Source organism: Psychrobacter sp. N25K4-3-2 (genome assembly GCF_015351755.1).
In the GTDB taxonomy this organism is placed as follows: domain Bacteria; phylum Pseudomonadota; class Gammaproteobacteria; order Pseudomonadales; family Moraxellaceae; genus Psychrobacter; species Psychrobacter glaciei.
This window is the reverse complement of the sequence record NZ_JADKLX010000004.1, coordinates 90,340-113,357: the sequence shown is the minus strand read 5'-3', so window position 1 is coordinate 113,357 and position 23,018 is coordinate 90,340. Positions and strand designations below refer to the sequence as shown.

20 protein-coding genes and 1 tRNA gene are annotated in these 23,018 nt (G+C 43.4%); 8 read left to right on the top strand and 13 right to left on the bottom strand.

The window, feature by feature from the left end:
- The first annotated feature begins 293 nt into the window (after positions 1-293).
- The 3 genes from IOD06_RS11170 to IOD06_RS11160 all read left to right on the top strand — a co-directional run bounded on the left by IOD06_RS11170 (position 294) and on the right by IOD06_RS11160 (position 3,492).
- The gene (locus IOD06_RS11170; protein ID WP_194620947.1) at positions 294-2,054 is read left to right on the top strand and encodes a TrkH family potassium uptake protein; all 1,761 of its coding nucleotides are present in this window, start codon (positions 294-296) and stop codon (positions 2,052-2,054) included.
- A 96-nt stretch (positions 2,055-2,150) separates the two neighbouring features.
- Entirely contained in the window at positions 2,151-2,852 is a 702-nt protein-coding gene (locus IOD06_RS11165; protein ID WP_010197995.1) for a TrkA family potassium uptake protein, read from the top strand.
- Positions 2,853-2,949: 97 nt separating this feature from the next.
- Positions 2,950-3,492 carry a DUF3124 domain-containing protein gene (locus IOD06_RS11160; protein ID WP_194620946.1) on the top strand — a complete coding sequence of 181 codons (543 nt, stop codon included), beginning with the start codon at positions 2,950-2,952 and terminating at the stop codon, positions 3,490-3,492.
- 55 nt (positions 3,493-3,547) lie between these two features.
- On the opposite strand, the gene IOD06_RS11155 is transcribed toward IOD06_RS11160, so the two are convergent.
- The 5 genes from IOD06_RS11155 to IOD06_RS11135 form a co-directional block, all read right to left on the bottom strand.
- The gene (locus IOD06_RS11155; RefSeq protein WP_194620945.1) at positions 3,548-4,231 is read right to left on the bottom strand and encodes a cupin domain-containing protein; all 684 of its coding nucleotides are present in this window, start codon (positions 4,229-4,231) and stop codon (positions 3,548-3,550) included.
- A 73-nt stretch (positions 4,232-4,304) separates the two neighbouring features.
- Positions 4,305-5,018, bottom strand: a complete 714-nt coding sequence (locus IOD06_RS11150; protein ID WP_194620944.1) for a hypothetical protein — start codon at positions 5,016-5,018, stop codon at positions 4,305-4,307.
- Positions 5,019-5,329: 311 nt separating this feature from the next.
- Positions 5,330-6,229, bottom strand: a complete 900-nt coding sequence (locus tag IOD06_RS11145; protein WP_194620943.1) for an SMP-30/gluconolactonase/LRE family protein — start codon at positions 6,227-6,229, stop codon at positions 5,330-5,332.
- A 71-nt stretch (positions 6,230-6,300) separates the two neighbouring features.
- A complete protein-coding gene (locus tag IOD06_RS11140) occupies positions 6,301-7,464 on the bottom strand; it encodes an iron-containing alcohol dehydrogenase (protein WP_194620942.1) in 1,164 nt (387 codons plus the stop codon).
- A 550-nt stretch (positions 7,465-8,014) separates the two neighbouring features.
- Positions 8,015-8,105: transfer RNA gene (locus tag IOD06_RS11135), tRNA-Ser, on the bottom strand.
- Between the two features lie 247 nt (positions 8,106-8,352).
- Between IOD06_RS11135 and IOD06_RS11130 the strand changes: the two genes are divergently transcribed.
- From IOD06_RS11130 to IOD06_RS11120, 3 genes are all read left to right on the top strand, one after another.
- A complete protein-coding gene (locus IOD06_RS11130) occupies positions 8,353-9,183 on the top strand; it encodes a DNA/RNA non-specific endonuclease (RefSeq protein ID WP_227670023.1) in 831 nt (276 codons plus the stop codon).
- 121 nt (positions 9,184-9,304) lie between these two features.
- Complete coding sequence (locus IOD06_RS11125) at positions 9,305-9,568, top strand: hypothetical protein (protein ID WP_194620940.1); 264 nt, start codon at positions 9,305-9,307, stop codon at positions 9,566-9,568.
- Positions 9,569-9,827: 259 nt separating this feature from the next.
- Entirely contained in the window at positions 9,828-10,211 is a 384-nt protein-coding gene (locus tag IOD06_RS11120) for a DUF2147 domain-containing protein (RefSeq protein ID WP_189585975.1), read from the top strand.
- A gap of 131 nt (positions 10,212-10,342) precedes the next feature.
- Here IOD06_RS11120 and IOD06_RS11115 read toward each other — a convergent pair whose 3' ends face one another.
- From IOD06_RS11115 to IOD06_RS11100, 4 genes are all read right to left on the bottom strand, one after another.
- Positions 10,343-11,605, bottom strand: a complete 1,263-nt coding sequence (locus tag IOD06_RS11115) for an ammonium transporter (protein ID WP_010197982.1) — start codon at positions 11,603-11,605, stop codon at positions 10,343-10,345.
- Between the two features lie 77 nt (positions 11,606-11,682).
- Positions 11,683-12,021 carry a P-II family nitrogen regulator gene (locus tag IOD06_RS11110; protein ID WP_010197981.1) on the bottom strand — a complete coding sequence of 113 codons (339 nt, stop codon included), beginning with the start codon at positions 12,019-12,021 and terminating at the stop codon, positions 11,683-11,685.
- Between the two features lie 399 nt (positions 12,022-12,420).
- The gene (locus IOD06_RS11105; RefSeq protein ID WP_010197979.1) at positions 12,421-13,275 is read right to left on the bottom strand and encodes a universal stress protein; all 855 of its coding nucleotides are present in this window, start codon (positions 13,273-13,275) and stop codon (positions 12,421-12,423) included.
- Positions 13,276-13,436: 161 nt separating this feature from the next.
- The gene (locus tag IOD06_RS11100) at positions 13,437-14,936 is read right to left on the bottom strand and encodes a SulP family inorganic anion transporter (RefSeq protein WP_189585982.1); all 1,500 of its coding nucleotides are present in this window, start codon (positions 14,934-14,936) and stop codon (positions 13,437-13,439) included.
- A 656-nt stretch (positions 14,937-15,592) separates the two neighbouring features.
- On the opposite strand from IOD06_RS11100, the gene murD reads away from it, so the two are divergent.
- Positions 15,593-17,008, top strand: coding sequence for a UDP-N-acetylmuramoyl-L-alanine--D-glutamate ligase (murD, locus tag IOD06_RS11095; RefSeq protein ID WP_194620939.1), 1,416 nt, complete (start codon positions 15,593-15,595; stop codon positions 17,006-17,008).
- Between the two features lie 388 nt (positions 17,009-17,396).
- On the top strand, positions 17,397-18,521 hold the full coding sequence (gene ftsW / locus IOD06_RS11090; protein WP_010197976.1) for a putative lipid II flippase FtsW: 1,125 nt from the start codon (positions 17,397-17,399) through the stop codon (positions 18,519-18,521).
- 50 nt (positions 18,522-18,571) lie between these two features.
- Here ftsW and gluQRS read toward each other — a convergent pair whose 3' ends face one another.
- The 4 genes from gluQRS to IOD06_RS11070 all read right to left on the bottom strand — a co-directional run bounded on the left by gluQRS (position 18,572) and on the right by IOD06_RS11070 (position 22,997).
- Positions 18,572-19,576, bottom strand: coding sequence for a tRNA glutamyl-Q(34) synthetase GluQRS (gluQRS, locus tag IOD06_RS11085; RefSeq protein ID WP_189586165.1), 1,005 nt, complete (start codon positions 19,574-19,576; stop codon positions 18,572-18,574).
- A gap of 531 nt (positions 19,577-20,107) precedes the next feature.
- Positions 20,108-20,548 carry an RNA polymerase-binding protein DksA gene (dksA, locus tag IOD06_RS11080; protein ID WP_010197974.1) on the bottom strand — a complete coding sequence of 147 codons (441 nt, stop codon included), beginning with the start codon at positions 20,546-20,548 and terminating at the stop codon, positions 20,108-20,110.
- 466 nt (positions 20,549-21,014) lie between these two features.
- Positions 21,015-21,863 (bottom strand): metallophosphoesterase, encoded by an 849-nt coding sequence (locus tag IOD06_RS11075; protein ID WP_194620938.1) that lies wholly within the window; start codon positions 21,861-21,863, stop codon positions 21,015-21,017.
- A 315-nt stretch (positions 21,864-22,178) separates the two neighbouring features.
- Complete coding sequence (locus IOD06_RS11070; RefSeq protein ID WP_194620937.1) at positions 22,179-22,997, bottom strand: metal ABC transporter permease; 819 nt, start codon at positions 22,995-22,997, stop codon at positions 22,179-22,181.
- Between the last annotated feature and the right edge of the window lie 21 nt (positions 22,998-23,018).

Sequence of the window (23,018 nt, the reverse complement as noted above, 5' to 3'; positions counted from 1 at the left end):
TTGTCTTTATGCAGGGTGCTGCAATCGTTATTTATTACTCCGTACTTTACCATGGCAACTCGTTTAGACCGTAGCCAACTTGTCATCAGATTGTCATTAATAGCCTTGATGACAACAGCCTTTATTGGGATGAGTTAAGGAGCTGTCTGGTGTAAAAACAACGCTGTTCTTTGTTCATCATAGCTTTGAACAATCAACTCATAACTGGTTACAGATTTTTTAAAATCAGTCTTAGTGAATAGTCAAAAAAAGGAGTATAAGTATCGTGGTTATTCCTTTCATGGACTAAGGCTATGCACGCTGCCATTCGCTATCGATTACTTAACAATTTTACTGTTTTTATTAGCATCATTGGAGTAGCCGTGGCTCTCCTCGATAGTGGTTTTACGCTACCGAATTGGCTACAGCATGTTTTTCATATTTTGTATTTAGTCATTATCTTCTTAGGGTTTGTCGTTACGACAGGGCGCTACATTTATAGCAAAAAACCGCTAACGATTAATAAAGTGGCCGTTTTTGACTTATTGACCAGTATCGCTATTGTCATCTTACTTGTGGCGCATTTCACGGATTTAATACGCTCAGGCTTAGCTGTTTCCGTTGACGGTTTTGTGGCGATTAAGATTGCAGTGCTGGTCACGTTCATTCGTGAAATCTCTGATCACGATTTCAATCTCGATCGTACTTTTCTGAACCCAGCCCAATTTTTTATTCTAAGCTTTTTGTCGGTGGTGCTGGTTGGCGCTTTGCTATTAATGATGCCCAACGCGACCACCCAGCCTTTGTCTTTTATCGATGCGTTATTTACTGCCACCAGCGCGGTGTGTGTTACTGGGCTTATTGTGGTGGACACCGCGACCTATTACACAACCTTTGGTCAAGTCATTATCATGGGCTTGATTCAAATCGGCGGTCTCGGAATTTTGACCTTTGTGACGTATTTTAGCTATTTCTTCAAGGGTGGTGTCAGCTATGAGACTCAGTTAAGTATCAGTGAGATGTCCTATATGCGCGGGACGGGTGATGTAGTGGCGACCCTCAAATCTATCTTATATGTGACCTTTGCCGTTGAGTCGTTGGCGGCTGCATTCATTTACGCCAGTATTTATGATTTACCTGGTATGGATTTATCTGAGCGCTTGTTTTTTTCTGTATTCCATGCGATTTCGGCTTTTTGTAATGCTGGATTTTCTACCTTTAGTGCAGGCTTATATGATGACGCGCTGCGCTTTAATTATCCTTTACAGCTGATTATTGGCATTACCTTTATTTTTGGCGGTATGGGCTTTGTGATTGTGGTCAATGTACTGCGGTATTTGCGTTACCGTGTCCAGCGCCTGATATATCGTCGTAATCAGCGCTACGCATATCTACCATGGTTACTCAATATTAACAGCCGTATTACCCTTATTACGACGGGTGCTTTGCTGCTAGTGGGGCTTATTGGGGTTATGCTGTTTGAATATAATGGTGTACTGGCTGACCACGGCAGTTTTTATGGCAAATTAGTGACGGGAATCTTCACTGCTGCCACTCCGCGAACGGCTGGGTTTAATAGTATTGATATGGGCGACCTAGCATTTCCGACGATTATGTTGACGATTTTTTTGATGTGGATTGGGGCGTCACCGAACTCGACGGGCGGCGGTATCAAAACCAGTACCTTTGCCATCGCGCTATTAAATACCTTGAGTTTGGCGCGTGGACAGACCAGAGTGGAAGTGTTCAAACGGGAAATCGCTGAGATATCGGTTCGTCGCGCGTTCTCTATCATGTGGCTGTCGCTGTTGGTCATTGGTATGGGCGTGACACTTATCAGCTACGATCAGCCCGAGTTGGACTTGATTAAAGTGGTTTTTGAGTGTTTTTCTGCTTATAGCACTGTGGGCTTGAGTTTGAATTTGACGACCGAGCTGTCCGATTTTAGCAAGATGGTGATTTCGGTGATTATGTTCGTTGGTCGAGTGGGTATGCTGACGCTCTTTATTGCTTTATTCAAAAACATGCGCGAGCGTAACTACCGCTATCCCACGGAAGAGATTACTATTAACTAAGTTTCTGTTAATTAAGTCCCTGTTAATTAAATTTCTACTAATTAAGTTTCTGTTAACTCAGGCGTGGCACTATTATTAAGGCATCAAAAGGATAATATGAAATATATCATCGTAGGGTTAGGCAACTTTGGCTCGTCGCTGGGTATGGCGCTGACCAGTCAAGGTCATGAAGTGATTGCTATTGACAGCAATATGCAAAAAGTTGAGGCCTATAAAGAGGTCATCTCGCATACCGTCTGTATGGATGCCACCGATGAGTATACCGTCACTGGTTTACCTATTATCGATACCGATATCGTCGTGGTCGCAATCGGCGAAGATCAAGGCGCGAACGTCATGGCAACGGCGCTATTTAAGACCTTAAAAGCGCGGCGCTTGATTAGCCGCAGTATCAACCCATTGCACCAAAAAGTGCTGCAAGCCATCGGCGTGGATGATCTTATTTTGCCTGAAAAAGAAGCCGCCGACCGCTGGGCCAAACGGCTGTCACTGCGCTACTTTATAGATTCGTTTGAGCTTACCGATCATTTTAGTATCGTTGAGCTTAGTATTCCAAATACATTGATTGGAAAGACCGTTGACGACTTACAGCTCAAGCAAAAATTTAATATTCGATTGCTTAGTACCATGCGCTATGAGTATTATGAAGACAGCTTTGGACGGACGCAACGTAAGCCGAGTATCGAAGGTTTAGCCGAGCCTGAGCAAGTGCTACAGGACAAAGATGTCCTGATAATCTATGGCGCGAACAAGCATATTAATCAGTTTTTACGTAGCGTTGGGGTAAAAATACAGTAGCGGGTTAAATCTAAATAAAGGATACATTGTCTGAACATCAACGACGACATACCTATTATTTAAATAGTTGCGCTATGACATTATAAAAGGGAAAGTTATGAATAAGTATCACATATCCGTCCTACTGATTGCCATGACGGCACTGCTGTCAGGCTGTGATCAATCGTCTCAAGACCCGAACGTCATGCTGTCAGAAGGGCAGAAAGACCCCATCAAACAGCTTGAAATCACCTCAAAAATTGATCGTAGCAAATTTGGCTATCAGCAAACCTTTTATGTGCCGATTTACTCTGACATTTATACCGATAGAGACAATCGTAAAGTCTTACTGTCCGCGACTTTGAGCGTTCGTAATACCACCCTAAAGAAATCATTGTATATCAATAAAATCGATTACTACGATACGCATGGGACTTTTTTAAAATCGTATCTGCATAAACCTATTGAGCTACCGGCCATGGGCACGCTCAATTATATTGTCGAAAAAGAAGAGGACAAAGGTGGCTCTGGCGCTAACTTCATCATTGAGGTCGAAGGCATTGACGATACCGTCACCCCAGTTATTGAGGCGGTGATGATAGGCAACTTTAGCAATAAAGCCTTTGCTTTTACGACGCAAGGTACGCCAGTGATACATTAATAAATGGTGAGTGTTTATTACAACTACCTGTAGTCGGCATGTTGATAGCTATATTTTAAGTTTCATTCATTTCTAAACCAATGACGCGAATAAGATGTCCAGTTTTCAGATACACCGTAGCACCCTCTGGCCCTGCTTTAGCTTGCGGCTGTTCACCTATAGGGAAGCGTATCCACCCACCTCGTTGATAGACTTGGTCATCATCTATCAGCTCACCTGCCACCACCAGTAGCTCTGCACCACCATCTATTGGAGTATCAAACAGCAACTCGTCTGCATTTATACGCTGCAAGCTCACTTGCTCGTTACTATCTAAAAACAGAGGACAAACGTCACGGTTGTCTTGGCGCTGCCAATTGGCACTATCTTGAGTATCAATCGCCACAGGATTGGACTCATCAGATGACATTTGACGTAGTTTAACAAAAATAACCGCACCTTCCTCACTATAAGGTCTATGACCTGAAGCCGGTGGATTGCGCAAGTACCAGCCTACCGGATAGTGTGTGTCATCAGCAGAAAACGTCCCTGACAATACCAAAATCTCTTCGCCACCCGGATGCAAGTGATGCGGGAAGTAAGAGCTCGGTGCATAACGAACCAAACTGGTCGCGCGTGCCTTCTCTTCTCCTACGCGGTCAAGCATCACACGCTCCACACCATTTTGTGGCGATTTTACCCATTGATGGTCTTCAGGAGTCAGCGCGGCACGACGTGAAAAATCTGCATTGATAAGCATAAAGGTACTCCAAAGAACGTACTAAAAGTATAGACTGAAAGTCTTACTATTAAAGGTTTTAAAATTCACATAACTATTGACTGATAAACGTTACAGCCTCAGTACTACCGTTTTTACTAGGCTGACTGATAGTGATTTTGCTCGCCAAAATATCGCCTTGAGCATTGATTTTATAACATTCTGATGAAGTGCCATTAGGATCAAAATTGAGGAGTAGGTTCTCTGAGGTTTCTATACATAGCCAAGCGCGGTTATTGCTCTCCCTCGTTAGCGACCAGCTTTGTTTATAAGTACCAGTTTGTTTGCGCATACTGCTGTCGCTGTAGACGTTTTCGGTGATCAAGGCACTGGAATCGCCAACTGAAGCCATCTTGGGGATGACGGTCGTTTGGTTCGATAGCGAGTATCTACCGCTATTATCCGTGAAGCCATGGAACATCAAGGGATTGGTCGTAAAATAGTTGGTTGCGATAGATTGATTGGTGATTTGATCGTAGCGTTTATTGATGGTAGTTATCTCAGCAGCTTTAACTGATTTATTGTTGAAAGCAACTGTACCTTTGGGTGTCACCTTAATATCGGCGACGATGTTTCGCTTGTCCACTACGGCATGTAGTTGTTCGCTGCGCTCTTTGGTATAGACATTGAGTAGGGCGGTCTCAACAGGGTATTGAGTGATGGTATTTCCATTACTGCTACCATTATCAGTGCTGCCCATCGGTGCATTGATCGTCACACAAGCGCTTAAGCTGAGTCCTGCTACTACTACCACCGCTAAATTTTTCATAAGGCCATCCTTCCCATTATTTTAATTTTCTGAGTTGCTAATACCTACTATAATCGAATTTTACGCCACTCGCGTCTGACATTCGTTAATAGCTATTTTTAGCCCGTTTAGATATGATCAATTGAATTGAGGACATGCCCTAGATAAAGAGGCTAAAAAGAATAAGAAGCAGGATAGGGGTCAAGAATAAAATAGCTTACAGGCATGAAGCGACGATTAAACGGTTGTAAGCTGTCTAATCGTTGAATTGGCATTATTCCATACTGTGGAATAATGCAGATTATTTTGGGTTTATTTCTAAAAAACTTGAACTAAGGTGTACCTGCATGACCTACTTTGACTTGTGTGGACAGCATACGACCTTTGGTTTCAGCTTTACGTGATGCTTCATCCCAATCAGGTGCCGCACACATAAATAGTGTTTTACCATCTTGTCCGCCGAGGGCAACCGCAAAGATACCATCAGGTGCCGTATCGATAGTTTCTAAAATCTCACCACCTTCTGCTATACGGACGGCACGCTGATTCAACGTATCCGCAATCCAAACCGCACCTTCGGCATCTAGCGCGAGACCATCAGGTAATATACTGGCATTTTCTATACGCAAACCAAGGTTTGGTTCATTACCCAACTCTCCAAAATTAGCAAAGTCGCGCTTTTCACCGAGGCTACCATCTTCGTTGATATCAAACTGCGTAATTTTATTGCCAAACAGCTCGTTAACGATCAAGGTCTTTTGATCTGCAGAGATAACCATACCATTTGGAAATGCCAATCCTTCAGCGACAATCTGTGAGCTTCCATCAGGCTTAACCAAAACAAGCCCCGTATTTTCATGGTCAGCACCACCCATCAAGTCAAAGCCAAAGTTACCGATGTAAGCATTACCATTGGCTGAAACCACCATGTCATTGGCATGACCACCGCAATGCTCCCAAATATCGGCATGAACGACCAAGTTACCGTCATTTTCTAGTCGTAATAATTTGCGGTCTTTCATCGATACAACCAGCATACGTCCATCAGGCAGCCACCCTAAACCAGAGGGTTGCTGCTCAACATTAGCAATTTCTTCTGCCACTCCCTCATCGTTGACACGATAAATGCTTTGAGTATAAAAATCAACAAACCATAGAGCATCGTTATACCAGCGAGGGCCTTCTAAGTAATGAAAGCCATCAACGACAACGTCTAATTTATATTCTGACATAATTGTTTCCCTTAAATAGTGGTTATCTTCCTTGATAAATAAAACTGTTTTGAATAGCAATGGTTTCTGTTTTAGAGTATCTCCTTATATATCGTTGTCACCTCATCTAAAGTCATGTCTTTGGGGTTGGTTGCAATCAGTCGGGCATAGGTATTTATTACTATGTCTGCCAATGCGGGGATGTCTTGATCTGTTATATCCAATTCGCTTAAGCGATACTTGAGACCACTATTTTCTAAAAACATCTTTAGTTGATTAATAAATAAAGTCGCTGCGTCTAAATCTGCCATGCTAGATGCCTGAGTAGGCATGACAGCATGAGCCAGCTCAGCATAAAGCGGGGCGGCTTCTGATAAATTAAATGTGAAAACACCACACATAACGAGTGCATTGGCATGTCCATGAGGAATATGAAAATTGATACTCAGCGGATACGAGAGTCCATGTACTGCTGCTACTGATGAGTTAACAAAGGCAATACCAGCCAAAGTAGAGCCCAATAACATTTCGGCACGAGCGTCGATATCATTGCCTTGAGCCAATACTTTCTCAAAGTTATTCCAGAGCATCTGTAATCCTTTAACAGCCAAAGCATCTGAAATAGGATTTTTCTTGGTACGGCTCGTATACGCTTCAACACAGTGAACCATGGCATCCAAGGCGGTTGCAGCCGTGATGTGACGAGGTAGCTTCAGTGTGAGGGTGGCATCTAAAATGGCGACATCAGGTAGGATTTTAGGCGTATAAATGGCTTTTTTGCTGCCATCTTTTGCCGTGATGACAGAGACAAAGGTAGACTCTGCACCCGTGCCAGCAGTCGTTGGTATCGCAAATAAAGGCAGCTTATTAAAGCCACTGACATCTTTGTCTAAAATGTCATTTACTGACTCAAAGTTATTTGGAAGCAAGGCGACGATTTTTGCAGTATCAATAGAGCTGCCACCGCCTAGACCAATAACCAGATCACAGTTATGGTCTCTGGCAATTGTCATAGCGTCATTGACGACGTCAACGGGTGGGTCAGCGATGACAGCATCGAAGACCACCACTTGAATGCCAGCTTCTTGTAATGATTGCTGTGCGATATCGACATAGCCCAGCTGAGTGATTCCAGCATCGGTAACAATAATAGCCGACGTCGCACGGTATTGTTGAGCTAACGCGCCTAGCTTTTTGCGCATACTGTCAGCTTCGCTGATGATATGACCATTGCTATAAAACTCAATCCCTGTCATTTTTTCTTCCTTGTGTAGAGATACATCTAGATATGAATCAGCACTAATTGTAAGATAGCTTACGTAATTCAGTATACGCAACTTCCTTAGTTATAGGCTGTCTAGTATGCGTGCATATCAAGAGTTTATCGTGCTTGCATAACTGATTCATCAGGCTTTTGTCATACATTTGCAATGATTAGCATTTGTGAGATTATGAATTTATAGAACAGACTATTTTAATGATAGAGGTATAGAAACTAACTATCTACTTAGCGATAAATAGTATATATAATTCAAAAAATATCAGGACGTATTGGGCTTGATCATTATCGTCAGGCTGCGCAACTAAAATCTCTCAAGTTAATATTTACAGGATTAATAGCATAGGTTGACCAACGAATAGACCAGCACAAGCCAAGGGATAAGTGGGTTATGTTCGGATAGCTTGGGAAAACAGCAGACATAAAAAAAACGCTAGAAGCGTTGTTTATAAAGGGTTTGATTAGTATTTGGGATAGGGTAAGACAAGATAGGAAAACTAGGGGGGCTTTCTTAAAATTGATAAGATTGGCGGTGAAGGAGGGATTCGAACCCTCGATACGCTATTAACGCATACACACTTTCCAGGCGTGCGGTTTCAGCCACTCACCCACTTCACCGTTTTTGATATAGCAGACAGTTTTGATTGATTATGATTAAAAATAATCAGCTGTCCGTATATTTGAGACCGCTTAGTATAGCGGATAGCATTTAAAATGTCACGGCTTACGCCTTATCTTTCTTTATTCACAGACGCCTGCTACGATAGCGTATACGTAATGATAAGCATAGATGGTTGAAAGTTGAATGATAAGTGTCGGCAGGATTAAATACAGTGTCAAAAACAGCATCATAATGACTGTGATGATGGTAGTAAGCATAACCTCGGCGCATGCTGATGACTTTACCCAGTGTAGTCAGTCCTTTTATGGCAGTATCTATCCTGAATTTACCAATCCTAAGCTCAGTAACAAGACACAAGCGCTATGTATGGATGGTTTTGCCGTGATGTATTCGGGAGTATCACGTACGCCGCTGTGGTCGGCAGAGTATTTAGATCGCAAGCGTTTACAGCAAGCCAAAGAGATTGATCGTGAAGACAGTTTTCATGAAGAAAGCCGACTACCCACATCCGCACGTGCCTCATTGTCTGACTATTCAGGCTCAGGCTATGATCGCGGGCACTTAGCGCCCAATGCTGATATGGCGAATCGCAGTCAACAGTATGATAGTTTTAGCTTGGCTAATATTGCTCCGCAATCGCCACGTAATAATCGCTATATTTGGCGTAACATCGAGTCAGCCACTCGTTACTTAACCCAGCAATATGGAGAGGTTTATACCATTACAGGGGTCGCATTTACCGGCAAAAAAACCAAGCAACTGGCTGACCGAGTGCTTGTTCCCAGTCATTTCTTTAAAGCAGTTTATATTCCTGCGATTAATCAAGCAGGGGTCTATTACACACCAAATGATGAATCAGAGCGTATAGAAATTATCAGTGTCGATGAATTGGCGACCGAAATTGGCATCGATGTATTACCCGTACTGGATGCCAAGACTAAAGCGCAAGCGTTCGAGCTACCATTAAAGGCTGGCGAGAGTTCAGATTTGCCTGAGGCGACTGTTGAAGAACCTACTTGGATGCTTTTTGTCTGGGCGATTCTTGACTGGCTAATCACCCAATTGCAGGCATAATGCTTCTACTATTAGCCTATTTAGTCGCTTTTATTCAGATTGAGGGCACACTCTGTATGTGACAGAAAGTACGAACTATTGAAAAATCACGTAAGATGCTGTTAATAGAAAGGAGACTCAAATGATTGACCCATTTGCCAATAATCATCAAAGTATGCAAATTGGTGAGCTCGTGATCGAAAACCAGCAAGATAAAATTATTATATATGGCGACATTGATTTGACCTTTGATGCCACTGGGCATCAGCAAGCACAACAGTTACATGATTTAACAAGTAAAATTTTACAAGCTTTTGAAAACAACAGTAAATACAATAATAATGATGACAAGTCAAAAGAAAAAGATGACCAGCTGGATAAAAATATCGACAATCCCTTCTTGTAACTGTTTGATATAGTTCTGATTTTATAGAAATAATAAACTATAAAAAAATTACTAGGCAAAAGCTTAAAATTGCTTATAATGGGTCAAGACATCGCTTATGTCGTTTAGAATTTTAATGAACAGCTTATTTATTGTTGCGTTAACCCACTACTAACTAGTAGGAAATCGCACAGCTGGGAATGAAGTTTTAGCGAAGGATAAGCCTAGGAGAGTAGAAACATAACGTTTCGAATAATCATTGTATGAAGGGAGTCAGTCTATGAAATTATTTACAAAAACCACTTTAGCAGTTGCAGGTATCAGTTTAGCAAGCATGGCATTTGCCGCTGATCCTTTAGCCAATACCACTTGGCAGACTTATGATGAAGGTAAGCCAAAAGGTACGGTAAAAATCACTGAATCAAATGGTGTTTTGACAGGTACGCTGATTTCTACTAATTCAGCCAAAGGTAAGAAACACGTTGGCACGACTATCATCAAAGGTCTTAAAGCTGATGGTAGTGGTAAATATAGTGGTGGTACGATTACTGATCCTGAGAAAGGTAAAGATTATCGTATGACTGCACAACTAAGTGGTAGTACATTGAAGCTAAAAGGTTATATCGGTCCATTCTCACGCAGTCAAGAGTGGAAAAAGAAATAATCTAATTTTAAAGAAACTAGATCATTAGATAGTTTATAGAAAGCAATTTGTACAGTACAAAGAAATCCCGCATTACCGAAAGGTAGTGCGGGATTTCTTTGTACTGTAATATTTCTCTAAATGCTAACCGATTATCTTACGAATTCTGGGTAAGCTTCCATACCGCATTCGGCGATATCACCACCTTCATATTCATCTTCTTCAGAGATACGTAGACCCATCACCACTTTAATGATTGACCAAACGATTAGACTGGCAACAAATACCCATATAAAGATGGTCGCTGCGCCTGCAATTTGACCTACGAACGATGCTGCTGGATTGGTAATAGGAACAATCAGTAAACCGAAGAGACCAATTACACCATGTACCGAGATAGCACCTACTGGGTCATCGATTTTTATTTTATCTAAAGCGAGAATGGATAAAACAACGATAACACCTGCTATCAGACCAAACAGTGTGGCCTGCAGTGCAGAAGGAGTAGAAGGTTCTGCGGTAATCGCAACCAAACCTGCTAGCGCACCATTTAGGAGCATGGTTAAATCAGCCTTACCAAAGATAAGACGCGCTACTAACAATGCACCAATAGCACCGCCTGCTGCTGCGGCATTGGTATTCAAAAATACCATCGCGACAGAGTTGGCACTAGCGATATCACCGAGCTTGAGGACAGAACCACCGTTAAAGCCGAACCAACCCATCCACAATATGAGAGTACCAAGTGCTGCTAATGGCAGATTGGCACCAGGAATGGCACGTATTTCACCATTAGGACCATATTTACCTTTACGAGCACCTAACAATAATACCCCTGCTAATGCAGCAGCAGCACCTGCCATATGGACGATACCGGAACCAGCAAAATCAGAAAAGCCTAAGTCACCTAAGTTAAATAAGCCAAAGACGTCTTTGCCACCCCAAGTCCAGCTGCCTTCAACAGGATAGATAACACCAGTCATGACTACCGCGAAGAGGAGAAAAGCCCACAGCTTCATACGCTCAGCGACAGCGCCTGAGACGATTGACATACAGGTTGCGACGAATACCACTTGGAAGAAAAAGTCAGAAGCTGCAGAATAAACAGAATCACCACCAAAGCCATTTTCAGCTGAGGCTGCTAGAGCATCTGCTACCAAAGCCTCACCGCCTGCAATACCGCTTAAGAATAGATTGCCATCATACATAATGGCATAGCCGCAGATCATGTACATGGTACAAGCAGTGGCAAATAGTGCGATATTTTTTGTTAGGATTTCGACGGTGTTTTTTGAGCGTACCAGTCCTGCTTCTAACATGGTAAAGCCCGCTGCCATCCACATGACCAGCGCCCCACACATTAAAAAGTAAAACGTATCAAGTGCGTACTGGAGCTCAAAGATTTGATTTTGCATGTTAATTCCCCCTTGAATATATGCAATATAGATATCGGTATGTCCTATAAATCTGTGTTTATAGGTAAGTCTACGCGTTAGATAGCGTCAGGACCTGTCTCGCCCGTACGAATACGAATGACTTGCTCAAGAGCCGTCACAAATATTTTACCGTCACCGATTTTTCCAGTGCTAGCGATGCGAGTGATGGCTTCGATAGCAGGTTCAACCATCTCATCGATAACGGCCACTTCAACTTTTACTTTAGGTAAAAAGTCCACCACGTATTCTGCGCCGCGATAGAGCTCCGTGTGACCTTTTTGGCGACCGAAACCTTTGACTTCAGTGACGGTAACACCTTTGACACCGATGTCAGAAAGCGCTTCACGCACATCATCGAGCTTAAACGGTTTTAAGATCGCAGTGATTAGCTTCATAAAAAATTCCTTATATGTGTGATGTCGCAGGTTGATATAGACATTGTGCTTCATCGTATGACTGCCATTCTTAACGTAAGTCATTCAAGAACTGTGCCAAACCTAATCAAGGGGGTAGCTAGGATTGAGCCAATTGGTTCAAAAATGCTTATGGTATTGACAAAAAATACGGCTTATAGGGGCACGATAATCGTCATTGTTGTCCATACAAGCAGAGTAGATCAACCTTTAACGTTGGAGTATCGAAAACTTTATTATAACCAACTTTTAAAGTGCTTGGGGAGGCTATCACTTTATTTCATGTGATGATTTGATAAAAGTGTATAGCAAATGAGTACTGAGTAAAAGTAGACAGGAGGGGCAGAGCACAATACTCTGCCCGCAAATTAAACGTTGGCGTTATACTTTAGGGAAGAGTAGGTATGGGGTTTTGGTACTGCCTAGTAGCTTTTTGGTGTCGCTGCCTTTGAGCAATTCATGCAAACGAGACTGACCAAAAGCGCCTGTTATCAGCAGACCAATATTGTGCTCATTTTGATAGTAGGTTAAGGCTGCTGTCACATCGCGGCAGTCTAGCAATGCCTTTTTGGATTTTATGCCAGCTTGCTTGAGACGGGCATAAGCTTCACGTAGTGCGTCGCAGTTTTCCGAGTTGTCTTTACCGACCATAACAATATGAATGGTTAGGGCGCGAACAAGCGGCGTTTTGCATAGCCAATTAAGCAGTTTATGAGAAGTTGCACAGTTGTCAAAAGCAAATAAAGCAGTCGTAGGGGTCAAAAATGGTGCATGAGTCACCAAAATGGGGCAGTGGCTTAAACGAATAAGCTGACTCAACGTTGCTTTGCAGGTCACATGATGACCAATAACAATCAATTGCGCCTTATTGTCGACATAATCGATACTTTGATTGAGATGTTCATGACGATGCAGCGTATAAGTCTTTAATTTTTGGCGCTGCTGCTCGCAATAAGTTGTGGCTTGATGAAGTAACAGTTTGCCTTGCGCTTTTAGTTCACAATTACTCAAATGTTCTTTGGTAGTAAATTGATCTAACAAAGCACTTTCGTCATCGATATTGAGGCAACCAGAATAATTGACCGCTGCTTTTTGTTGCAAGCTTGGTACTGAATGCAACAGACCGATAGGGGCTTGTAAACGAGGTGCTGCCCACATGCTCGCCTCTAGCACGGCTTGTACGTGATCAGGGCAGTCTAAGCAGGCAATTACGCTATCTGGCTTTAAATTACTCATAAGGCCACCACATCATCTAATAGTTAAATACCGTCAAGCGGGTCAACTCATCTGCGATGACCCTAAAGCTTGAACTGGTATACCAATATAATGGTTTGTCTACAAACCATGAATTAACGTCCGTTCGATAACGCAGGCATAGTGCTTGGTTATCTAACCATTTAATCCAACAAGCCAATGTCTCGGCGATCATGGATAGAGAAACGGTCAATCAACGTACGGCTTGCACTGTTGAGTCCTACCACTTTGACATCAATCCCTTCACGTTGCAAGCGCATGACCAGCTTGTCCAAGGTATCTACGGCACTGACGTCCCAAAAATGCGCTTGGCTGACATCGATATGAATGCTATCCAAGGCTTCTTTGGTATCAAAACTATGCAAGAACTGCGTCGTTGAGGCAAAGAACACTTGGCCTTGGACGTAGTAGTAGCGCGTGTTACTACTGTCGTCATACTCGCTAAATATCGTTAAGAATTGCCCGATTTTATTAGCAAACGCTAGCGCAGACAGCAGCACACCAACACCTACGCCATATGCTAGATTATGCGTAAAGATAGTGGTCAAAACGGTCGCTAGCATGACAATGTTAAATGACATCGGATGGGTCTTGAACTCGCGAATAGATTGCCAATTAAAAGTACCAATAGAGACCATAATCATCACAGCCACTAGTGCTGCCATTGGTATTAGACTGACCCATTCACTCAAAAACACTACCATAATGAGCAGTACCACACCTGCCATCAAGGTAGACAGACGCGTACGTCCGCCTGATTTAACGTTGATCATTGACTGACCAATCATCGCACAACCTGCCATACCACCAAAGAATCCTGATACCACGTTGGCAATACCTTGACCACGACACTCGCGGTTTTTATCGCTCGGCGTATCAGTTAATTCATCCACAATCGTCGCTGTCATCATGGATTCTAATAAACCAACGATGGCCAGCGCGATAGAATAAGGCGCAATAATTAAGAGCGTCGTTAAATTTAATGGAATATCTGGTAGCAAAAATACGGGTAGAGAATCAGGTAAATCACCCATGCTACCGACGTTACGAATATCGAGATTCATATACATCGCTACCGCGGTCAAGCCAACGATACAAATCAGCGGTGAAGGAATCACCCGACCAATTTTAGGAATAAGCGGAAACAGATAAATAATCGCCAAGCCCGCCGCAGTCATGATATAAACGGTCATCCCGACCTTCTCAGTCATAGGGTTAAGCTCAGGTAATTGAGCCATAAATATTAAAATCGCTAGCGCATTGACAAAGCCAATGACCACCGAGCGCGAGACAAAACGCATCAGATTGCCAAGCTTAAGAATACCCATGACGACCTGAATCGCCCCGCACAGTAAGGTAGCAGCCAGCAAGTACTGCAAGCCATGATCAGCCACCAAGTCTACCATCACTAGCGCCATCGCTCCTGTCGCTGCCGAAATCATACCCGGCCGACCACCGACGAAACTAATCACAACGGCGATGCAGAATGATGCATACAAACCAACTTTTGGATCGACGCCCGCGATAATAGAAAAAGCAATGGCTTCTGGAATCAAGGCCAGTGCAACCACCACCCCTGATAAAACGTCACCGCGAACATTGGAAAACCAGTCGTCACGTAAGCTATCAAAAAAAGATGTCATAAGTAAACTGCATAGAGTTAAAGGCAAAAAAAGTAATCATTACTCAGTGTTAAAATGATCGCGTTATTACAGGTCGTTATAATCAGTGCTACTAAACGTACTTTTATTATACTGTTGCTTCATTACCAATCGATAATTAGCTAGCAGCACGCCCATCAATTTATTGACTGGTATCGCTAATACGCTCACCAATAGTCAATATGATGACAGTGCCTAAAATATAAGGCCTAAAATATAGTGTTTAAAATACAGTGTCTAAAATAAAGTATAAGAACCGCCATGACGTACCGCGGTAGAAGGAGATAAATAATCTATCAGACAAAAGCGCATAAGTAGATCGAAGCCAGTGTCTGCCATCTCATTACCTCAATAGGAATCGTTGCGGAAGCAGCGTGACAATAGCGCGGTAAATGTGACAACATGCTAAACTAAAATACTTAGGTGAAATATCTAGCCCAAATATCTGTTTAGGCCGATATTATAGCATTAGCTACTCAATATAAAAACAGCCGCATAATAGCACAAAGTCATAAAAAACCAGTACCGAAATCTGAACGATACCGTTATCATGCTCTTCATCTTAACAATATCATTCAGACGGTCTAAACCACGTATATGCTTGATGCCATTTTGTTCGTCCAATAGAAGGAAGAGATATGACCACCCTCACCGCAACAGAAACCTTACTTCATAAGGGCAGTGGTCTACAAGTCGTGGTCGGTTTGGGACAGTCAGGGCTTTCAGTAGCGAACTATCTTACCAAGCAAGGCTACCATGTGGCTGTCACTGACAGTCAGCCGACGCCTGCCTTAGCAGATCAACTACCAGCAGCCGTTGATATTCGCCAATTTGGAGCGATAGATGCAGAATTATTGCAACAAGCGGCACGGATCATTATCAGCCCAGGTATTTCTCTAGATACCGACGCGGTTGCCGCCGCCCGTCGCGCCAACATTCCTGTGGTCAGTGATATTCAGCTGTTCTGCGAAGCCTGCACCGTACCGATCGTTGCTATTACTGGCTCCAATGCCAAAAGCACGGTGACGACTTTGGTTGGACAGATGGCGGCGGATGCCGGTATCAATGTGGGCGTCGGTGGTAATATTGGCGTGCCAGCCCTTAATCTACTTGCCAATCCTGATATGCAATTGGCCGTACTTGAGCTATCAAGCTTCCAGTTAGAGACCGTGACCAATTTAGGTGCGCAAGTAGCAACTGTCCTTAATATGTCACCCGATCATTTAGATCGCCATGGTGATATGCTGGGCTATCATCAAGCCAAGCACCGTATCTTTCAAGGTGCCAAATCGGTGGTGATCAATCGTGAAGATGCGCTGACTCGACCATTGGTGGCGGATAATTTGCCACGGCTGAGCACAGGTATCCATGCTCCTGATAAAGGTCACTATGGTCTCATCACTGATCCAGAAGGACAGATCTATCTTGCGCGCGGGACCGAGCGGTTACTATCAGCGGACAAACTACAGATTAAAGGGCGTCACAATTTGCTCAATGCGCAAGCGGCTTTGGCACTAGGTGAGCTTGCTGGCTTACCACTAGATAGCATGCTAAATACCTTGCAGCAATTCACAGGTCTCGAGCATCGCTGCCAGTATGTCGCCACTGCGGCAGGCCTTGATTATTTTAATGATTCAAAAGGCACCAATATTGGCTCGACCATGGCGGCTATCGAAGGATTAGGCGCGGTCTATGCGCCAAAAGACGGTAAGCTGTTGTTAATCTTAGGCGGACAGGGTAAAGGTCAACAATTCGGTGAATTGACGCCTTTTATCAATAAATACGTCAGCCAAGTACTGTTTATTGGTGAGGATGCTAAGCAGATTGAACAGCATCTACGTGCAACGAAATTAAGTGATGAAGTGGCGCTGCATCAATGCCAAACGTTAGAAAGTGCATTTGCCACCATTCAACAAGTCACCACAAGTAGCTTGTCACAAGTGCAAGCCGTGTTATTATCGCCAGCCTGTGCCAGCTTTGATCAATTTAGTGGTTATGCGGCTCGTGGTGAGCATTTTAGCCAGCTGGTCAGTCAGCTTGCGACAGATATTTAAATAGCATTAGCTAAATATTGGGCAACTGCACAGCAATACAAACACAGCAGTGTGTAGCCAATCGCATTTTGTTGATAAATGATTGTTTTGCTTATAGATTACTGCTACTGTCAATAATCAATCAGGCAGTTTGCTGACTTTATTATTAGAACAGTGATAATGGATACAATAATCCTAGGATAGCTACCAAATCAGGCGTTATTCTTCTAGTATTGACGGGCTGTTATGGTCCGTGTGGTACGATCTACTTTATATTTTTTATACGGTGGCGTTGCATAAACGCCGTGTTTTTTCGTTTGTTAGTGTATATAAAATTATGGCGCTCTCTTCTCTTTTTCGTTCGTCTCCCCAATCGCAGCAAGCCTCTGGCTCAGATGGCATTCTCTCTATGCCGTCAGCGCGCGCAATTTTATTAGCGAGTGTCGGCTGTATGCTGGTGCTCAGTCTACTGATGGTCGCTTCTGCTTCTATTCCCTTCGCGCTCAGTCGCGGCATGACGGAGCTATATTTTTTTAGAAATCAGCTACTCTATATGGGAATTGGACTAATCGCTGCCGCTTTTCCTTATTACTTAGTATCCTTACGAACCTTATATAAGACAGAGACTCAGTTTCTCCTGTTAGCCATTACGGGGGGCTTGCTGGTTTTAACTCTATTTGGCACGCCGATTAATGGCTCTAAGCGCTGGTTAAATCTAGGGTTTTTGAACTTTCAGGTTGCAGAATTGGCCAAACTGGTCATGATTGTATTCGTGTCTGATTTTGTCGTGCGTCGATCTTTTGAGGTTCGTAATGGCTGGGATGGCTTTTTACGGATATTTTTAGTGGTCGGTATGATCACGCTGTTATTGTTATTACAGCCAGATTTTGGCTCTTTGGTGGTCATTGTTGGCACCGTTTTTGCGATATTTTATATCGCTGGCGCACCTTACAAGCAGTTCTTGGCATTGGGCGGCTTGGTGGCTGGATTGGCAGTACTGGCAGTGACCTTGGTACAGTATCGCTTGGTACGTGTGATGTCGTTTTTGGATCCTTTTGACGATGTGCAAGACACCGATTATCAGCTGGCACGCAGTTTGATTGCCTTTGGTCGTGGTCAGTTCACCGGCGTCGGTTATGGTGAAAGCGTACAAAAACTGTCACATTTACCTGAAGCGCATACGGATTTTTTATTAGCCATTACGGGTGAAGAGCTGGGTTTTGTGGGGGTCGCAGTGGTATTGCTGCTCGAGGCGCTCATCATTGGCAGTGCCATGCGTATCAGTTATAACGCCCTCAAGCGTCGCCAGATGCGTATGAGCTATACCGCTTTTGGTATCGGTGTGGTCTTTATCGCGCAAACGATTATCAATGCGGCGATGAATATGGGTGCCATTCCGACCAAAGGTTTGACCATGCCATTCTTTAGTTACGGTGGCTCATCGATGCTCATCAGCTTAGTGATGGTTGCCTTGCTGCTAAAGATTTATAAAGAAAGCCCTGAGATTGAAAAAAGCCAGTGCCGTTATTATTAGCAGGTGTTAATTTGTAGAAAAGCGTCGCCAGCAGCGGCGCTTTTTGTTTTTTAATAATTGGGCAGATTTAGTGCGCTTTTGCCTTGTAGCGGAGTGTTATCCCATTGTGCAATTGCTTGCGCTAACATTCGGGTTGGCGTATCTCTATCGACCGCTGGTTGCTGTAATAGCTGCAAAGCGTCGGCGATAAGCTTACTTGGATCGCGAGTATCAATCGGTTGCGCAAGGTTCTGCTTGGAGAGCTTTTGCCCGTCAGGATTGCATATCAAGGGCAGATGATACCAGTGATCGATAGCCGGTAAGTTAGCCGCCTGCATGATACTAATCTGAGCAGTGGTCATGGGTAAAATGTCCAAGCCACGCATAATATGAGTGACTTGTTGTAGCCCATCATCGAGGCTGGCGGCTAAGATATAATTGATCATGCCGTCTTGGCGTCGAACCACCATATCCCCTAAGGTTTGTTGTGGATTATCCCACTGCAACCCTTGAATACCATCGCTAAACCCGATTTTATGGTCTGGCAGTTGTATGCGCAGCTTGTGTTGCTGACGATTGAGATTGGCATTGAGGCAGCAGCGCGGGTAGCGTTGTCTATTGGGCAGCAGTTGCTTAATATCTGTAGCATTCAAACCTGCTGGTAGAGGCTCTAAATCTTGAGTCGTCGAGGATGCTTGTGCTTGCTGAGACCAATAGCGCTCTAAGTCCTTACGTGAGCACTGACAGCCATAAGTCAGCGCCAGCAAGTCTGATGACAAGTAGTCGTTGTAGATATCAATACGCTCAGACTGATAAATGACATCGCCGTCCCACTGTAGCCCGAGCACTTCTAAATCTATAAGAATCTGCTCAGTGAATTGTCTGTCACAGCGTTCCGTGTCGGTATCTTCGATACGCAGCAGCCATTTGCCACCGAGCGACTTGATATGGCAAAAGCTGGCAAGCGCAGTGGTCAAGGAGCCAAGATGCAGCTCACCTGTGGGTGAAGGCGCAAAGCGACCGATAGGAGGTGATGATGGCTGCTGATGGAGAATAGGAGTATGGGCAGTTTGCAAAATAGGGGTTATCAAAGTAATGACTATCAATGTAGGAGGATATAGCTAGAATAAAGAAGAACGGAGCAAAAAGATATTTATTAAATACGCTTGTTTTGTTAGGGCGTGTCTTCATTTTAAAAATGGTGATAAAAATGAGATAAATTGCCGTCAAACAAGAAAAATAGCGCAGATAATATCGGGACATTAACCAGTTATTTGACGATATTTGGAAAGATTTTGCCCATTTAGATGGCTATCGAGTGGATTGAAGACACGCCCTAGTCAATTAGTAAAAGCTATCCATATAGTCGATATTAAATAAAATAGATACACGACATTATAAAATGCGTGACTGGTACAAATTTTTCTTGCTTGCTGTGTCTACGTAGACAGAGGCTACAAAAAATTTATATCAGTCACGCTGTCTCTTTTTTATATTGAACTGACTATAGTACAAGATCTATAAAACGCAACGAGCGACCAATAAATGGTCGCTCGTTATTATAAGACACTCAGTACTCATTTAAATGCGCTAGCATAAGAGAGCGTCTAGGTATGACCTTGGTTTTGACGCTCTTTGATCTCAGATAACGTCTTGCAGTCGATACATTGAGTGGCTGTTGGACGTGCTTCAAGACGACGCAAGCCAATCTCTACCCCGCAAGTTTCACAAAATCCATAATCATCATTGTCAATTTCTGCCATAGATTTATCGATTTTGCGAATGAGCTTACGCTCACGGTCACGCGTACGCAACGTCAAGGCAAACTCTTCTTCTTGAGTGGCGCGGTCATTAATATCCGGCATGGCGCTAGACTCATCTTGGATATAAGTCTTGGTGCGATCTGCTTCGCCAATCAGTTGCTGCTTCCAATCCAACAAAATAGCCTTAAAATGCTCTAACTGCGCATCAGACATATACTCTTCGTCTTTGGCAGGCACATAAGGAGTAAACTTAACATCACTCGGATTCGTGGTCACGGTGCTCATATGGGTATCCTACTTTTTCAAATTAATTCAATAAAACGACATATCAAAAGACAAGACGTTATAAGTTTAACAAACGCGATAAGTTGTCCCTTTATAAAACGTTTTACCACTTGGTAACACAAGTAACACAGCTGAACTCATCGTACGGTTATATTGATATGTTTATATCAATGGTCAGGTATATTGTTATGCATATTTTTATTTAAATGGCTGGGCCTAAATAATGCGACAAATGACTGACTGTGAAAACTTAGCTTGTGGTCAATGTAGCCATCCTAGCTATTATAATTTTGCTTGCGATTAGACGCGTTACCATCCTAACGCGATTTGGTTTTATCAGTATCGTTATTCACTTATCATAAAGCAAAGTTTGATTTTGCCAACCATATGGACGAAATTTTTTGTATTAAATCAAACATATGGACAAAGACAATCACAGTGTTATTGACGCCGATAAAACTGGGCATCAAGTATCCAACCTTTTCACCCAGCTTGCAACCTCTCCATTGTTGGCTAATTGCAACCAGCGATAACCGGGGCGCGCGTTTTCATCGTAAGCAAAGTCATCTCTATAAGGCTTAAATTGATAGCAAGTCGAGGGCGTGCTATAAACGCTGACCCCTTGACGGTGGCGCACTTGTGCTTGATGGGTATGACCGCTAATGATTACTTTTAATTGCTCAAACGGTGCCATATGCTGCCAGAAAGACTCGGTATTCTTTGCCATATGAGTATCGATCCAGTCAGACTCTATCGGTATAACGTGGTGATGCAAGGCAATGAGCGCAGGCTTACTGCATTCTTGCAACTGCACACATAACCAGTCAATATCGGTTGTTGTCACTTCTCCTGCCACCTGCCCAGAAATAGAGGAATCCAGTAATAGCAGCTGCCAGTATTCCGTCTCAATAACGTGTCGACTTAGTAAACGCGTATCCATCGGCTGGGCGACGAGCTCCCGCTCAAAAAAAGGTAAATCGCTACCAATCTCATCAGTGACATCATGATTGCCAGCAATACAGGCAAAAGGAATGTCAGTCGCTTGTAATACCTCAAAAATATGGTCGTAGATAGCTGGCTTTACTTTATTCACCAAGTCGCCCGTCACCACGATCAGGTCACAGCGGATGTCTTCACTCAATGCTTGTTCGATGACTTTTTCAAAGCTATGCTGACAGACAGATATATCGGAATTATTGTCACTGTCGTCATTAGCTAGGGCAGAGGTGGGCGTTGATAAGTGCAAATCAGTGATCTGCAACACATTTAGTTGTTCATCTGGCGTGCTGATGTTATTGGCAGGATAGCTTAGCATTGGGTCAGTCCCTTATCGAATCAAAACAAGTATTGCTATTAAAACGAGTATGGATAAATCGGTCACTTTCAGTTACAGGGTCTTGTGGCACACTTCTCCCATCCTTGATGGAAGCGGTTGCCGCTTATAGCCCTATACTCACAAAACGAGCGATATGCAGCATTCTACTAACTATTACATTGATAGCATTAGGGAAAGTTTATATCATAAAGTGAATGAAAGCTCTAGCAATATTGATGAAATAAAGTTGGATAAAAGCCTAATGATCAGCTAAGGCATATAAAAAGTCTCTACGTAACAATAAAGATGGCATAACTAACGGCGCATCGTCCAAAACTTTGCCGTTAGCACCTTTGATAAAATCAGCGCTGCAAAAAATAAAATAGCCAATACTAGTACGATAGATAGTCCAGTCTGAATATCCAGCCAAATACTGCCCCAAACACCTAAGGTGACCCCAAGCTGAGCGATAAGCAGCGCAATAATCACCATTTGTTTTGGCGAGGCTGACCATAGACGTGCTGTTAAAGCCGGTAGCACCAGCAAGCCACTGATTAATAAGCTACCCACTGCTTGTAGAGCAATGGCACAAAACCCTGCCAATAATCCCATAAAAAACAGCCGTTGCCGTGTTGGGTTGACGCCCTGAATCCGTGCTAACGCTTCGTGAGTGGCAAGCTTAATTTGTGCGGGCCAAATATACGTGAGCAATACCAGTCCTACCAGCACACTACCGCCTATTAATGGCAAATCTGCCCAATCAAGCTCGAGCAAATTACCAAACAAAAACCCCAATACGTTGGCTTGCTGATCGGTCAGCTGGGTCAGCGCTAACAGCCCCAAACATAGCAGCGACACTGCAACCACCGCCAGTACGGAATCGACGGGCAAACGCTCATCATCTATCATCACGAGTCCTAGTACCACTATCACGCTAACCAATGCAATGCCAATTCCCATCGGTAATTGCCACCACACAGCCAAGGCAACGCCTAGCAAGGTGCCATGCGCCAATGCATCGGCAAAAAATGCCATGCGTCGCCACAATACCAAACACCCTAGGGGCGCTGATAGCAATGCTAAAATACTGCCAGCAATCCAAGCAGGCGCAATAATGGCTAACCAAGCACTCATATCATGTATCCAATAAACGGT

What these genes read in the sequence shown, in the direction of transcription:
- IOD06_RS11170 (WP_194620947.1), top strand. Translation starts at nt 294, where the DNA reads ATGCACGCTGCCATTCGCTATCGATTACTTAACAATTTTACTGTTTTT.
- IOD06_RS11165 (WP_010197995.1), top strand. Translation starts at nt 2,151, where the DNA reads ATGAAATATATCATCGTAGGGTTAGGCAACTTTGGCTCGTCGCTGGGT.
- IOD06_RS11160 (WP_194620946.1), top strand. Translation starts at nt 2,950, where the DNA reads ATGAATAAGTATCACATATCCGTCCTACTGATTGCCATGACGGCACTG.
- IOD06_RS11155 (WP_194620945.1), bottom strand. Translation starts at nt 4,231, where the DNA reads ATGCTTATCAATGCAGATTTTTCACGTCGTGCCGCGCTGACTCCTGAA.
- IOD06_RS11150 (WP_194620944.1), bottom strand. Translation starts at nt 5,018, where the DNA reads ATGAAAAATTTAGCGGTGGTAGTAGTAGCAGGACTCAGCTTAAGCGCT.
- IOD06_RS11145 (WP_194620943.1), bottom strand. Translation starts at nt 6,229, where the DNA reads ATGTCAGAATATAAATTAGACGTTGTCGTTGATGGCTTTCATTACTTA.
- IOD06_RS11140 (WP_194620942.1), bottom strand. Translation starts at nt 7,464, where the DNA reads ATGACAGGGATTGAGTTTTATAGCAATGGTCATATCATCAGCGAAGCT.
- IOD06_RS11130 (WP_227670023.1), top strand. Translation starts at nt 8,353, where the DNA reads ATGGTAGTAAGCATAACCTCGGCGCATGCTGATGACTTTACCCAGTGT.
- IOD06_RS11125 (WP_194620940.1), top strand. Translation starts at nt 9,305, where the DNA reads ATGATTGACCCATTTGCCAATAATCATCAAAGTATGCAAATTGGTGAG.
- IOD06_RS11120 (WP_189585975.1), top strand. Translation starts at nt 9,828, where the DNA reads ATGAAATTATTTACAAAAACCACTTTAGCAGTTGCAGGTATCAGTTTA.
- IOD06_RS11115 (WP_010197982.1), bottom strand. Translation starts at nt 11,605, where the DNA reads ATGCAAAATCAAATCTTTGAGCTCCAGTACGCACTTGATACGTTTTAC.
- IOD06_RS11110 (WP_010197981.1), bottom strand. Translation starts at nt 12,021, where the DNA reads ATGAAGCTAATCACTGCGATCTTAAAACCGTTTAAGCTCGATGATGTG.
- IOD06_RS11105 (WP_010197979.1), bottom strand. Translation starts at nt 13,275, where the DNA reads ATGAGTAATTTAAAGCCAGATAGCGTAATTGCCTGCTTAGACTGCCCT.
- IOD06_RS11100 (WP_189585982.1), bottom strand. Translation starts at nt 14,936, where the DNA reads ATGACATCTTTTTTTGATAGCTTACGTGACGACTGGTTTTCCAATGTT.
- murD (WP_194620939.1), top strand. Translation starts at nt 15,593, where the DNA reads ATGACCACCCTCACCGCAACAGAAACCTTACTTCATAAGGGCAGTGGT.
- ftsW (WP_010197976.1), top strand. Translation starts at nt 17,397, where the DNA reads ATGCCGTCAGCGCGCGCAATTTTATTAGCGAGTGTCGGCTGTATGCTG.
- dksA (WP_010197974.1), bottom strand. Translation starts at nt 20,548, where the DNA reads ATGAGCACCGTGACCACGAATCCGAGTGATGTTAAGTTTACTCCTTAT.
- IOD06_RS11075 (WP_194620938.1), bottom strand. Translation starts at nt 21,863, where the DNA reads ATGCTAAGCTATCCTGCCAATAACATCAGCACGCCAGATGAACAACTA.
- IOD06_RS11070 (WP_194620937.1), bottom strand. Translation starts at nt 22,997, where the DNA reads ATGAGTGCTTGGTTAGCCATTATTGCGCCTGCTTGGATTGCTGGCAGT.